The sequence below is a fragment of the Candidatus Symbiobacter mobilis CR genome, assembly GCF_000477435.1.
Classification (GTDB): Bacteria; Pseudomonadota; Gammaproteobacteria; order Burkholderiales; family Burkholderiaceae_C; genus Rhodoferax; species Rhodoferax mobilis.
Window position 1 is genome coordinate 710,001 of sequence record NC_022576.1, and the last position, 12,729, is coordinate 722,729.

Here is a 12,729-nt window from a genome sequence, read left to right on the forward strand (position 1 = left end):
GAGCCATGCGGGAGAAAAAACAATCCGATCCCAAAGAGACTGCCCATTGCTCGTTTTGTGGCAAGTCTCACAACGAGGTGCTCAAGCTCATCGCGGGCCACAACGCCTATGTCTGCGACGAATGCGTGGGTTTGTGTGCGCAACTGCTCAAGGAAGATCCCCAGTTGTCCAGTGTGGTGAAGGAAGAACTTCCCACACCGGCAGAAATCAAAAAAGATCTCGATGATTACGTCATTGGCCAAGAGCTGGCCAAACGCACGCTCTGCGTGGCGGTCTACAACCACTACAAGCGCTTGCAATACCAGGTGAACCCCAAGCAGGGGGATGTCGAACTGGCAAAAAGCAACATCCTGCTCGTGGGGCCGACGGGCTCAGGGAAGACCCTTCTGGCGCAAACACTGGCGCGCAAGCTCGACGTGCCTTTCGTCATCGCCGATGCCACGACCCTGACCGAAGCGGGCTACGTGGGCGAAGACGTCGAGAACATCCTGCAAAAACTCTTGCAGAGCTGTGAATACGACGTGGAGCGCACACAGCGCGGCATCGTCTACATCGACGAAATCGACAAAATTTCCCGCAAGTCCGAGAACCCCTCGATCACCCGCGATGTCTCCGGCGAAGGGGTGCAGCAGGCGCTGTTGAAGCTGATTGAAGGCACGGTCGCCAATGTGCCGCCGCATGGGGGCCGCAAACACCCCAACCAGGAATTCGTCAGCGTCGATACGACCAACATCCTCTTCATCTGTGGCGGCGCTTTCGCCGGATTGGAGAAGGTGATCGACCGGCGCACGCAGACTTCCGGGATCGGTTTTGGCGCCACCATCCGCAGCAAGCAGGAACGGACGCTCACCGACGTACTGCGGGAAATAGAGCCTGAAGATTTGATCCACTTCGGGCTGATTCCCGAGCTTGTAGGGCGGCTGCCCGTGGTCGCAGTCCTCGACGAGCTGGATGAAGAGGCCCTGGTGCGCATCCTCACGGAACCCAAAAACGCGCTCATCAAGCAGTACCAGACCTTGCTCTCGATGGAAGACGTGGAGCTGGAAGTGGAACCGGAAGCCTTGCGTTCCGTTGCCCGCAAGACTATGCAGCGCAAGACTGGGGCGCGTGGGTTGCGATCGATCCTCGAACAGGCAATGCTCGACACGATGTTCGAACTGCCGAGCACGCCGGAGGTGGCGAAGGTCATCGTCGAAGCAGCCACCATTGATGAGGGGAAAGCGCCTACCCGGGTGATGCGACCCCAGCTCGAAAAAGCTTGATCTATCTCCCTTTTGCCTTTTTGATGCGCCGATTACCCCGGGGATTCGTCGGCACAATGCTGTGGTATTCCCCCATGCTGTGGTGGGAAACTTTCAACGAACCGGCAAAAAGGATGCGCATATGTCTGGATCTACCACTTCCTCTTTGAATCCACAGGACTTGCCGCTGTTGCCGCTGCGCGATGTGGTTGTCTTTCCCCACATGGTCATCCCCCTGTTCGTGGGGCGTACCAAAAGCATCACTGCGCTGGAAGCTGCTGCGTCTGCGGATCGGCGCATCATGCTGGTTGCACAGAAGGCTGCCGCCAAAGACGACCCGATGGTGTCGGATATGTTCGATGTCGGGTGCATTTCCGTCATCCTCCAGACGCTGAAACTGCCGGACGGTACCGTCAAGGTGCTTGTCGAAGGTCAGCAGCGTGCGCGAGTCGAATACATTGAGGAAGCCGAATCCCACTTTCGCGCCATGGTCGTTCCCATGATTGGGGACCAGACAGCGGAAGACGACGACGCCCCGAAGGCGTTGACCAGCGAAGTCGAAGCCCTGCGGCGCGCCGTGATGCAGCAGTTCGAACAGTACGTCAAGCTCAACAAGAAGATTCCGCCGGAGATCCTGCTGTCGATTTCGGGCATCGAAGACCCCGGCCGGATGGCGGATACGATCACTGCGCACTTGCCCCTCAAACTCGACGACAAGCAGGCGATCCTGTCGCTGTCTGCGGTGCGTGACCGGCTGGAAAAGCTCTTTGGGCAGATCGAGCGTGAAGTCGAAATCCTTAACGTCGACAAGAAGATTCGGGGCCGGGTCAAACGCCAGCTCGAAAAGAACCAGCGCGATTTCTACCTCAACGAACAGGTCAAGGCCATCCAGAAAGAACTGGGCGAGGGCGAAGACGGCGCGGACATCAACGAGCTGGAAAAGAAGATCCAGGCAGCAAAGATGCCCAAGGACGCCCTCGAAAAGGTGCAGTCCGAGCTGCGCAAGCTCAAGCTGATGTCGCCGATGGCCGCAGAAGCCACGGTGGTGCGTAACTACATCGACGTCCTCGCTGGGCTGCCCTGGTCGAGCGTGACCAAGATCAAGCACAACCTGACCAATGCCGAAAACGTTCTGAACGAGGATCACTACGGTCTCGACAAGGTCAAAGACCGCATCCTCGAATACCTAGCCGTGCAGCAGCGGGTGGATAAGGTCAAGGCGCCCATCCTGTGCCTCGTCGGCCCTCCGGGGGTCGGCAAGACTTCCTTGGGGCAGTCCATCGCCAAAGCCACTGGCCGCAAGTACGTGCGCATGGCGCTGGGCGGGGTGCGCGACGAGGCCGAAATTCGCGGGCATCGTCGGACGTACATTGGCGCCATGCCGGGCAAGGTGCTCCAGAACCTGAGCAAGGTGGGCACGCGCAACCCGCTGTTTCTGCTCGACGAAATCGACAAGCTGGGCGCGGACTTTCGTGGTGATCCTTCCAGTGCTTTGCTGGAAGTGCTCGACCCCGAGCAAAACAGCAAGTTCGCCGACCACTACGTCGAGGTCGATTTCGACCTCAGCGACGTGATGTTCGTCGCCACGTCCAACTCGATGAACATCCCCGCTGCGCTGCTCGACCGGATGGAGGTGATCCGCCTGTCGGGCTACACCGAAGATGAGAAGGTCAACATCGCCGTGCGGTACCTGCTCCCCAAGCAGCGCAAGAACAACGGCGTGGCCGTCGAAGAGCTGAACATCACCGAAGATGCCATCCGTGACATCGTCCGCTACTACACGCGGGAAGCCGGGGTTCGTTCGCTGGAGCGCGAGTTGTCCAAGGTCTGCCGGAAGGTGGTCAAGGGCTTGCAGCTCAAGAAGATGAAGCCGCAGGTCGTCGTCCAGTCCGCCAATCTGCACGAGTTCCTCGGCGTGCGCAAATACTCCTTTGGCCGTGCTGAAATGAAAAATCAGATCGGCCAGGTCGTCGGGCTGGCATGGACGGAAGCGGGTGGCGACCTGCTCAATATCGAGGTTGCGACGATGCCGGGCAAGGGCACGATCATCCGCACCGGTTCGCTGGGAGATGTGATGAAGGAATCCGTCGAGGCCGCGCGAACTGTCGTGCGCAGCCGGGCGATGCGCCTCGGGATCGCGGAGGAAGTCTTTGAAAAGAAAGACATCCACATCCACGTTCCCGATGGAGCGACGCCCAAGGATGGCCCTAGCGCTGGCGTGGCCATGACGGTAGCCATCGTCTCCGCGATGACCGGCATCCCGGCGCGCTGCGATGTCGCCATGACGGGGGAAATCACCCTGCGCGGCGAAGTCACGTCGATTGGCGGGCTGAAGGAAAAACTACTGGCCGCTTTGCGCGGTGGGGTCAAAACGGTGCTGATCCCCGAGGAAAACTCGAAGGATCTGCAAGACATCCCGGACAACGTCAAAAACGGGCTGGACATCGTTCCCGTGCGTTGGATCGACAAAGTGCTGGAAGTCGCCCTGGAAAGCGTCCCGGTGGCTTTGGAGCCAGAAGACCCACTGCTCGTTGTCGTTCCCACCGGGGGGGTATCTACCTCGGTAGCGACCTGCGAAGCGCTCAAGCACTAGCCCAATGCACGTAGACGGTTGCAATGTCGGCCTTCGTGCGTAGAAATGGAGGGAGTTCATGTCTCAAATCGATGACACCGCACAGTCCCACGCGATGCGCCCCAGCGTGGTGCAGCTTCTCTTGCGAGACAAGGCTTCGCTCTACGAGGCATACATCCCGTTGTTTGCCCATGGCGGGTTGTTCATCCCCACTGATCGCGACTACCGGCTTGGGGACGTCATCTACGTGCTGGTCACTCTGCCCGAGGAAATGTATCGTCATCCCATTGCCGGGCGGATAGCGTGGGTGACGCCAGCCAATGCCCCTGCGCATCGGACACAAGGGGTAGGGATGGTGTTGCCCGACGACGAAAAGGGCGAAGCGGTCCGCAAGAAAATCGAAGAGCTGCTACATACCCATCTGCCCATTGGCAAACCAACCCAGACGGTATAAGAACCCATTTCGGTAGGCAGGCGATCCGAAGCCCACTCCCCAGCGATGTACTGCGACTCCCACTGTCACCTGGACTTTCCGGAATTGTTGCCACGGCTGGCGTGGATTCGCGACGCCATGCGCACAGCGAACGTGGGCCGTGCGTTGTGCGTCGCCACCAAGCTCGAAGGCTTCGAGACCGTCTACCGGCTGGCCTCGGAATGCGAAGAGCTGTGGTGTACTGTCGGCGTTCACCCCGACTACGAGGACGTGGAAGAACCTTTCCTCGACACGTTGGTCCGTTTGGGGTCGCGAGAGCGGGTTGTCGGCGTGGGGGAGACGGGATTGGACTATTCCCGGCTCGGCAACCGCAGCGTGGAGCAGATGCAATGGCAGCGGGATCGGTTCTGTGTCCACATCCGCGCCGCACGCAGCCTGGGCAAGCCATTGGTCGTACACATGCGGTCGGCTACCGACGACACGCTGCGCCTGCTGCAAGGGGAGGGGGAAGACGGCTCGGCTGGATGCGCGGGCGGGGTGTTCCACTGCTTTACAGAGACCGCAGATATTGCCCGCAAGGTGCTGGATATGGGGTTCCACATTTCGTTGTCGGGCATCCTGACGTTCAAAAATGCCGTCATCCTGCGTGAGGTGGCGGCGATGGTTCCGCTCGACCGCGTGTTGATCGAGACCGACAGCCCATATCTGGCCCCGGTTCCGCATCGGGGCAAGGTCAACGATCCTTCACTGGTCTGCTGGGTAGGGGCAGAGCTGGCGCGCATCAAGGGGATCGATGAAAGCATCGTCGCCGAGCACACCACGCGCAATTTTGAGCGGCTCTTTCTTCGCGGTGCTGCTACATCGACAGCATCTTCCGCAGCATCTATCTCTGCATCCTCTGTGGCCCCTGGCCATGCGTGATCCGCAGATGCGATCTGGGTTCACGAAGCAACGTTTCTTGCGTCGCATGGGGTGCCTGCTCCGACAAGCGTTGCTGGGCTGGGTGTACGTGGCGCTGGCGCTGGGCAGTGTGGCGTGGGCGGGTTCGTACGAAGACTATTTCCGCGCCATTGGCATTGATGACGAGTCCACGGTCAGGGAACTGTTGGAACGCGGGTTCGACCCCAACACCGTCGATGCCATGGGCCATAACGGCCTGATCCTGGCGTTCCGGGGGAGCGCCGCCAAGGTGGCCGAGGTATTGCTGACTTGGCCCACCGTTCGCGTAGACCAACGCAACGCCAAGGACGAAACCGCGCTGATGTATGCCGCCATGCAGGGCAACGTCGCCTGGTGCGCCACCTTGCTTGCACGCGGGGCAGCGGTTCACAAGCCGGGCTGGACTCCCTTGCACTACGCCGCAACCCGTGGGCACGTCGACGTGATACGCCTGCTGTTGTCCGAAGGAGCACGCATCAATGCAGTGTCCCCCAATGGCACGACCCCGCTGATGATGGCCGCGTACTACGGAACGACCGACGCTGTGCGCGCCTTGCTCGCAGCCGGCGCCAAGGTTGCGATGCGCAACGAACAAGGGTTGGACGCCCATGACTTTGCCGAACGCGCCGGAAACCGCGCATCGATGGCATTGCTGCGCCCCGGTCGCGCCAGCGTTGGCGGCAACTAACCGCCATGGCTCATCCGAAGACAATGCCTATTATGTAAAGTGACAACCACGAACATCCTTGGCATCCTGCGTACCACTCGCAGCCACTCGCACCCTTTTTGCTATACGTTGTAGGAGCGATGGAAGTCTTGACCACGGTAAACCAGGTTGGCCGGAAACACCAACTTGAAGGTCGAGCCTTTCCCCACGGTGCTGTCGATGCCCAAGGTAGCGCCGTGTCGGTGGGCGATTTGGGCGACGATGGCTAGGCCCAAGCCGGTTCCGCCCTGGGAACGGGAACGTCCGCGATCAACCCGGTAGAAGCGCTCAGTCAGCCGGGGAATATGCTCTGCAGCGATGCCATAGCCGGTATCGCGCACCGCAAACTCCAGGGTTCCGTCGTCTTGCAATACTGCACTAACGGTGATGCTGCCCCCCGCCGGGGTGTAGCGCACGGCGTTGCCAACAAGGTTCCCCATCGCGCTCAGCAGCTCTTGCGTATTTCCCTCCAGGTACACCGGGGCCGAGGCAATGCAGTCGATCTGGTGCGCCTCCTTGCCTTCTTCCCCCATCCCTGCGGACAAGGCATGGGCATCCGCCACGACTTGGTCGAGCAAGCTGCGTACGTCGTTGCGGGTGCGGGTGGTGGGAACGGACTGCTCTTCCAGACTGGATAGCACCAGCAAATCTTCGACGAGATGGCGCATGCGTAGCGTCTGTTTTTCCATCCAGACCAGGCAACGCTGGCGCTCTGCCTTGTTAGGCTCCAGCGTTTGCAGGGTTTCGACAAAACCGGATAGCACGGTCAACGGGGTACGAATCTCGTGGGCGACGTTGGCCAGAAACTCCCGCCGCATGGCTTGGGAACGCCGGTCGGTGGTCACGTCCCTGGAAAGCAGCAGCCACTTGCCTTGCGCATACGGGTACGCCTGCACCGACAACGAAATGGGGTGTTGCGATGCCTGTGCACGTGCAGGCATGACCAGCTCCCGGCCACTGTGCGCATCCGTCAGAAAAGTGAGGAATTCGGGGTCGCGCACCAGATGCGAAATGGCCTGCCCGATGTCGCGTTGGGCGTCTAGCCCGAAATGCACGCAGGCCCTTTGGTTGCACCAATCGATACGCTGTTGTACGTCCAGCAACACCACGCCGTTCGGCGATGCCTGAAATGCCGCCAAGAAGTGTTCGAGCCTGCTTTGGCATTCCGCGATCTCTTGCTCCTGCACGCGCAGGCAGCGAACGATACGGTCGAGCACATCCCCCCACATGCCACCGGGGCCAGACCCTTGCGCAGGGTTGGCATGGATCAGCCCACGGCCCGCACGTAGCCTGTCGATGACGTTGCGTGCCCGTACGGTATCGACGACGACCCAGACCATCGTCGCGAACCATCCCCCCCACCATGCGCAGTGTTCCCGTCCCAGCCAGTGCCCTGCCCACCAGCCAGCGAAGGCGCCGAGCATCTGCAAGGCCAGCAGCGACAGAGGGCGTGCCAGCATGATCGTCGTGCGCAGTCAGGAAGCAGACGATTGCGCGCCGATGAACCGGTACCCCACCCCGCGCACGGTTTCGATCATCGCCGCGCCGTGGGTGCCCAGCGCCTCCCGTAGCCGCATGATGTGGACATCAACCGTGCGTTCCTCCAAATGGCGACGCCCTTCCCACACGTGTTCCAGCAGGCTTGCGCGGGAATGCGCACGCCCGGGGTGGGCGGCAAGGTGCGCCAACAGGCGGAACTCGGTGGGGCCAAGCTGCATGGGGCGTCCCTCGAAGGTCGCTTGGTGCGCTGCCATATCGACGAGCAGCGCACCCTGGACGACACGGACTTCCTCGTCGTCCGGCGCAGCCCTGCGCAAGACGGCGCGCACCCGGGCCAGCAATTCCCGCATCGAAAAAGGTTTGGCGATGTAGTCATCCGCCCCAGCGTCCAGCCCCATCACCTTGTCGGCTTCCTCGCCGCGTGCGGTCAACATCAGAATGGGAACCGAGCGCGTGCGGGGCTGCGCCCTCCAGCGTCGCGCCCAAGTCAGGCCGGAATCACCGGGGAGCATCCAATCCAGCAGGATGGCGTCGGGCACGGCTTCTTCGATGCGTGCCTGCGCGCAAGCCCCATCGCGCGCCCAGACGGCGCGGTAGCCTGCGTGGCGCAAATGCACGCCCAGCAGTTCCGCGATGGCTTCTTCGTCTTCGACGAGCAGAATGCTGGGAGCAGCTTTCATCGCATCGCGGAACGAACACGGTCGAATGGCGTATGGCGCACATCCGCACCCTTGACGATGTAGATCACCAGTTCTGCGACGTTCTTGGCATGGTCGCCTACGCGCTCGATAGCCTTGGCGACGAAGAGTAGATCAAGCCCGGACGGAACGACCGTAGGGTTCTGCGTCATGCAGGTCACGAGCGAGCGCATCAGTGCGTCGAACTCGCGGTCTATGGCCGCGTCTTCTTCGAGGATGGCTACCGCACTCGCGATGTCGAGCCGGGCAAAGGCGTCCAGGGCCTTGCGCAACAACCCCAGGGCTAAATGGGCTTCCTGCTGCACTTCCGGAGAAGGCAAGACACAGCACCCCGGTTCCGGCAAGGGCATGGAACGCAGGATGCGTGCGATCTTGACGGCTTCGTCACCCACACGTTCCAGGTTGGCGGTGGCTTTGGAAATGCCCATCAGCAAGCGCAGATCCCGGGCAATGGGCTGCCTGCGGGCGATGACATTGGCAATATCGCGGTCGATGTCGACTTCCATCGCATTGACCCGGATCTCAATGGCAAGCACGTCTTCCCCCGCAGGGGCCTCTGCCCGGGTCAGCCCACCCACGGCTTGCCGAACCTGGGCCTCGACAAGGCCGCCGAGTTCCATCATTTTTCCCGACAAGATGCGGAGTTCACTATCGAACTGCGTGGAAAGGTGTTTGTCGCCCATGGTGTGTCCTTGCCTAGCCCCCTACCCTACCCGCCCTGTGATGTAGAACTCTGTCTCCTGCCGGGCAGGCTTGAAAAATATCTGCTCGGTGGTGCCGTACTCGATCAGGTCGCCCAGGTACATGTAAGCGGTGTTGTCGCTACAGCGGGCGGCTTGTTGCATGTTGTGCGTGACGATGACGACGGTGTAGTCTTTTTTCAGCTCGGTGATGAGCTCTTCGATCTTGGCTGTCGAAATGGGGTCGAGCGCCGAACAAGGTTCGTCGAGCAGCAATACCTCGGGCTGTACGGCGATGGCGCGTGCAATGCACAAGCGCTGTTGCTGCCCACCGGAAAGGCTGGCCCCGCTTTGGTGCAGCTTGTCCTTGACTTCCGGCCAGAGGGCTGCCTTGCGCAGTGCCCATTCGACCCGATCTTCCATCTCTGCCGTGCGCAGCGATTCGAATAACCGCACTCCGAAAGCGATGTTCTCGAAGATCGACATCGGGAATGGGGTGGGCTTCTGGAACACCATCCCCACCCGAGCGCGCAGCAGCGCCACATCTTGGCGGGATGTCAGCAGGTCTTCCCCATCCAGCAGCACTTCGCCCGACACGCGCTGTTTGGGGTACAGCTCGTACATGCGGTTGAAGACCCGAAGCAGGGTGGACTTGCCGCAGCCCGAAGGCCCGATGAAGGCGGTAACCTGGTTGGCAGGAATGTCCAGGCTGATATTTTTCAGCGCGTGAAAGCGGCCGTAATGGAAATCGAGGTTCCGCACGGAAATTTTGACCATCGGCGTGGAATCGGATGGAGATGTCGAAGTCATGGATTACCAGGCGACGGCGTCACCTACATGTCAAGTCGCGAAGCGGCTTCTCGAAACTCCCCTCGCCCAGCGGGAGAGGGGATGGGGGTGAGGGAAACTGCGTCATGCACGGGATCGAACCCATATTCTGGCGATGATGTTCAGCCCCAGCACGACCATCGTAATGAGGAACACCCCGGCCCAGGCCAGCTCCCGCCAATTTTCGTAGGGGCTCATGGCAAATTTGAAGATCGTGACCGGTAGGCTAGCCATTGGCGCGCCCAGGTTCCAGCTTGAAAACTGGTGGCTCAAGGCCGTGAAGAGCAAAGGAGCCGTTTCCCCGGAAATGCGCGCCACGGCAAGCAGCACGCCGGTGACCACCCCCGCCCGCGCCGCACGCATCGCCACCCCCCAGACCATCTTCCACTTGGGGCAACCCAGGGCATAGGCTGCTTCCCGCAGGCCATTGGGAACGAGGCGCAGCATGTTTTCCGTCGTGCGGGTGACAACGGGAATCACCAGCAAAGCCAGAGCAACTCCTCCTGCATAGGCGGAAAAGGTGTGGGTGGGGGCGACAACCACGGCGTAAACGAACAACCCGACGACGATCGACGGCGCGGAAAGCAGGATGTCGTTGACGAAGCGCGTGACGGCTGCGAGACGACCGTCGAACTCCGCCAGAAAAATCCCGGTCAGGATGCCTATCGGCGAACCGACGAACGTGGCCAACCCGACCATGACCAGCGAGCCGGTGATGGCATTGCGCAAGCCTCCTTCCTCATTGGGCGCTGGGGTGTCCAAGAGGAAAGTGTCTGCATGCAGACCGGCCAGCCCCCAATGCAAGGTCTCGAAGAGGATCCAGCCCAGCCACACCAGCCCAAAGGCCATGGCAAACATCGACGCTCCCAAGGCGAGGGCATTGGTGCGCTTGCGCCGCGCATGGCGTTGCTCCCTCTGTTGGGTGGTGTCTTTACGGGCCAACTTCACGTAGTGGCCCCTTCTCTTTTGCGCAACTGCCCAAGCAACAGCTTGGAGGCCGTGAGCACCAGAAATGTGATGAAAAACAATACAAGCCCCAGGTACATCAGGCTGGCCTGGTGCATCCCCGGCGCTGCTTCGGCAAATTCGTTGGCCAAGGCGGAAGTAATGCTGTTGGCCGCTTCGAACAAACTGAGCGAATTCATCTGATTGAAATTGCCGATGACGAACGTCACGGCCATCGTTTCGCCGATGGCACGACCCAACCCCAGCATGATCCCGCCGACAACGCCCGCCTTGGTGTACGGCAATACCACCGTCCAGACGACTTCCCACGTCGTAGCGCCCAGCCCGTAGGCGGATTCCTTGAGCATCGGCGGGGTCACTTCAAAAACGTCACGCATTACAGCAGCGATATACGGAATGATCATGATCGCAAGGATGAACCCGGCGGCGAAGATACCGATCCCGACGGGAGGGCCGGAAACCAGTCCTGCCAAGACCGTGCCAGCCAGGGCGTTCTGCAAGGGAATCTGCACGAATTCGGCCAGCACGGGGCCCATGACGAGCAACCCCCACATGCCATAGACGATCGAGGGAATGGCGGCAAGCAGCTCAATGGCGGTGCCCAAAGGCTGGCGCAGCCAGGTAGGGGATAACTCCGTCAGAAACAGCGCAATGCCAAAACTGACCGGGACGGCGATGAGCACGGCAATCAACGAGGTCGCCACCGTGCCGACGATCATGACCAACCCGCCAAACTCTTCTGCAACGGGGTCCCACTTCGCAGTCACCAAAAAGTCCGCGCCGTACTCGACGATCGCGGGCCATGCTCCTACAGTCAACGAAGCAAGAATGGCCAGCAGGCTACCCAGCGTAAACAAGGCAGCCCCGTGGGCGAGCCAGGCAAAAGCCCGATCCGCCCACTGGCCTAGCGAAGTACCGAAAGAGGCGCCCAGCGAGGAATTTCTGGATGCGCTCAAGGATGCAGTCTTGGATGTGGATTGCGTTGCCGCTTGCCCTATTGCGTCCTGCCCCATTGCTGCGCCCTGCCCTATTACACGGTACATCGCTGTAACAGGTTTCACTTCCAGGAAATCGCCTTGCTTTGTGCATCGACGATGCGGTTCCAGGACTTGCGGATTTCTTCTACGACGCTATCGGGCAACGCGACATAGTCCAACGCAGCGGCCGCATCATCGCCACGGTCGAAGGCCCATGCGAAGAACCGCAACACCTCTGCCGCCTTCGCCGGATCCTTAGGCTGCTGGTGCATCAGGATGAACGTGGCCGTAGAAATGGGCCAGGTATCTTTGCCGGGGGCATCGGTAATGAGTTGGTAGAAGGACCGGTTCCAATCCACCCCGGCAGCGGCTGCGCGGAAGGATTCCTCGTTAGGGGCGACGAAGTGCCCATCCCGGTTCTTGAGCAAGGTGTACGCCATCTTGTTTTGCTTGGCGTAGGAATACTCGACGTAGCCAATCGAATGCGGCAAGCGCCCGACGAAAGCAGCCACCCCTTCATTCCCCTTGCCACCGGCGCCCACGGGCCAATTCACTGCCGTGCCTTCCCCGACATTGGCTTTCCACTGTGGATGCACCCGGGAGAGATAGTTGGTAAAATTGAAGGTCGTCCCTGAACCATCGGCACGACGAACCGGGGCAATGGCAGCGTCAGGCAGCGCAAGGCCAGGGTTGAGCGCACGAAGCGCGGGGTCGTTCCAGCGGGTGATCTTGCCCAGGTAGATGTCGCCGAGCACTTGCCCATCGAGCTTCATCTGCCCAGGGCCAATGCCAGGGATGTTGACGACGGGAACCGTTCCACCGATCACGACAGGGAACTGCACCTGCCCTTTGGATCGCAACACTTCATCGGTCTGCGGCATGTCGGATGCGCCGAAATCCACGATACCCGCATCGATCTGCTTGATGCCGGCCCCCGAACCGATCGACTGGTAGTTGACCTTGTTACCAGTCTGCTTGTAGTAGTCCGACGCCCACTTGGCATACAGGGGCGCCGGAAACGAGGCCCCGGCGCCAGTGATTTCCGCTGCATTGGCAGCCCAAGACAACGCCATAGCGGCGGCAACCAATCCACTTTTCCATCCTGCGTACATCTTCATACTCTCCTTCGGTGTGTGATGCATGTCAACCCCGACGGGGCCGAACACGAAGAATGTAGGCGGGGAATGTG

The 12,729-nt window shown here is 60.6% G+C and carries 12 protein-coding genes; 5 read left to right on the plus strand and 7 right to left on the minus strand.

What is annotated here, in order from left to right; all coding sequences use genetic code 11:
- Window positions 1–5 precede the first annotated feature (5 nt).
- The 5 genes from clpX to CENROD_RS02940 all read left to right on the plus strand — a co-directional run bounded on the left by clpX (window position 6) and on the right by CENROD_RS02940 (window position 5,873).
- Complete coding sequence (gene clpX / locus CENROD_RS02920; RefSeq protein ID WP_022771591.1) at window positions 6–1,262, plus strand: ATP-dependent Clp protease ATP-binding subunit ClpX; 1,257 nt, start codon at window positions 6–8, stop codon at window positions 1,260–1,262.
- 121 nt (window positions 1,263–1,383) lie between these two features.
- On the plus strand, window positions 1,384–3,834 hold the full coding sequence (gene lon / locus CENROD_RS02925; protein WP_022771592.1) for an endopeptidase La: 2,451 nt from the start codon (window positions 1,384–1,386) through the stop codon (window positions 3,832–3,834).
- Between the two features lie 58 nt (window positions 3,835–3,892).
- Window positions 3,893–4,267, plus strand: a complete 375-nt coding sequence (locus tag CENROD_RS02930; RefSeq protein ID WP_022771593.1) for a PilZ domain-containing protein — start codon at window positions 3,893–3,895, stop codon at window positions 4,265–4,267.
- 45 nt (window positions 4,268–4,312) lie between these two features.
- On the plus strand, window positions 4,313–5,167 hold the full coding sequence (locus tag CENROD_RS02935; RefSeq protein WP_022771594.1) for a TatD family hydrolase: 855 nt from the start codon (window positions 4,313–4,315) through the stop codon (window positions 5,165–5,167).
- Window positions 5,168–5,174: 7 nt separating this feature from the next.
- Window positions 5,175–5,873 (plus strand): ankyrin repeat domain-containing protein, encoded by a 699-nt coding sequence (locus CENROD_RS02940; RefSeq protein WP_238551814.1) that lies wholly within the window; start codon window positions 5,175–5,177, stop codon window positions 5,871–5,873.
- Window positions 5,874–5,974: 101 nt separating this feature from the next.
- Here CENROD_RS02940 and phoR read toward each other — a convergent pair whose 3' ends face one another.
- The 7 genes from phoR to pstS form a co-directional block, all read right to left on the minus strand.
- Window positions 5,975–7,351 carry a phosphate regulon sensor histidine kinase PhoR gene (gene phoR / locus CENROD_RS02945; protein WP_022771596.1) on the minus strand — a complete coding sequence of 459 codons (1,377 nt, stop codon included), beginning with the start codon at window positions 7,349–7,351 and terminating at the stop codon, window positions 5,975–5,977.
- 15 nt (window positions 7,352–7,366) lie between these two features.
- The gene (locus CENROD_RS02950) at window positions 7,367–8,071 is read right to left on the minus strand and encodes a response regulator (RefSeq protein WP_022771597.1); all 705 of its coding nucleotides are present in this window, start codon (window positions 8,069–8,071) and stop codon (window positions 7,367–7,369) included.
- On the minus strand, window positions 8,068–8,772 hold the full coding sequence (phoU, locus tag CENROD_RS02955) for a phosphate signaling complex protein PhoU (protein WP_022771598.1): 705 nt from the start codon (window positions 8,770–8,772) through the stop codon (window positions 8,068–8,070). The genes CENROD_RS02950 and phoU overlap by 4 nt, the downstream gene beginning before the upstream one ends.
- Before the next feature lie 21 nt (window positions 8,773–8,793).
- Window positions 8,794–9,579, minus strand: a complete 786-nt coding sequence (gene pstB, locus CENROD_RS02960; protein WP_041193213.1) for a phosphate ABC transporter ATP-binding protein PstB — start codon at window positions 9,577–9,579, stop codon at window positions 8,794–8,796.
- A gap of 102 nt (window positions 9,580–9,681) precedes the next feature.
- Window positions 9,682–10,545, minus strand: coding sequence for a phosphate ABC transporter permease PstA (gene pstA / locus CENROD_RS02965; protein WP_041193214.1), 864 nt, complete (start codon window positions 10,543–10,545; stop codon window positions 9,682–9,684).
- Window positions 10,542–11,576 (minus strand): phosphate ABC transporter permease subunit PstC, encoded by a 1,035-nt coding sequence (gene pstC, locus CENROD_RS02970; RefSeq protein WP_022771601.1) that lies wholly within the window; start codon window positions 11,574–11,576, stop codon window positions 10,542–10,544. The genes pstA and pstC overlap by 4 nt, the downstream gene beginning before the upstream one ends.
- 44 nt (window positions 11,577–11,620) lie before the next feature.
- Window positions 11,621–12,652: a phosphate ABC transporter substrate-binding protein PstS gene (gene pstS / locus CENROD_RS02975; protein ID WP_022771602.1), complete on the minus strand. Its 1,032-nt coding sequence runs from the start codon at window positions 12,650–12,652 to the stop codon at window positions 11,621–11,623.
- Window positions 12,653–12,729 lie beyond the last annotated feature (77 nt).

Excerpts from the sequence above, each read along its gene's own strand:
- pstB (WP_041193213.1), bottom strand. The coding sequence starts at position 9,579 with ATGACTTCGACATCTCCATCCGATTCCACGCCGATGGTCAAAATTTCC.
- pstC (WP_022771601.1), bottom strand. The coding sequence starts at position 11,576 with ATGGGGCAGGACGCAATAGGGCAAGCGGCAACGCAATCCACATCCAAG.
- pstS (WP_022771602.1), bottom strand. The coding sequence starts at position 12,652 with ATGTACGCAGGATGGAAAAGTGGATTGGTTGCCGCCGCTATGGCGTTG.
- CENROD_RS02935 (WP_022771594.1), top strand. The coding sequence starts at position 4,313 with ATGTACTGCGACTCCCACTGTCACCTGGACTTTCCGGAATTGTTGCCA.
- phoU (WP_022771598.1), bottom strand. The coding sequence starts at position 8,772 with ATGGGCGACAAACACCTTTCCACGCAGTTCGATAGTGAACTCCGCATC.
- phoR (WP_022771596.1), bottom strand. The coding sequence starts at position 7,351 with ATGCTGGCACGCCCTCTGTCGCTGCTGGCCTTGCAGATGCTCGGCGCC.
- CENROD_RS02950 (WP_022771597.1), bottom strand. The coding sequence starts at position 8,071 with ATGAAAGCTGCTCCCAGCATTCTGCTCGTCGAAGACGAAGAAGCCATC.
- CENROD_RS02940 (WP_238551814.1), top strand. The coding sequence starts at position 5,175 with ATGCGATCTGGGTTCACGAAGCAACGTTTCTTGCGTCGCATGGGGTGC.
- clpX (WP_022771591.1), top strand. The coding sequence starts at position 6 with ATGCGGGAGAAAAAACAATCCGATCCCAAAGAGACTGCCCATTGCTCG.
- CENROD_RS02930 (WP_022771593.1), top strand. The coding sequence starts at position 3,893 with ATGTCTCAAATCGATGACACCGCACAGTCCCACGCGATGCGCCCCAGC.
- lon (WP_022771592.1), top strand. The coding sequence starts at position 1,384 with ATGTCTGGATCTACCACTTCCTCTTTGAATCCACAGGACTTGCCGCTG.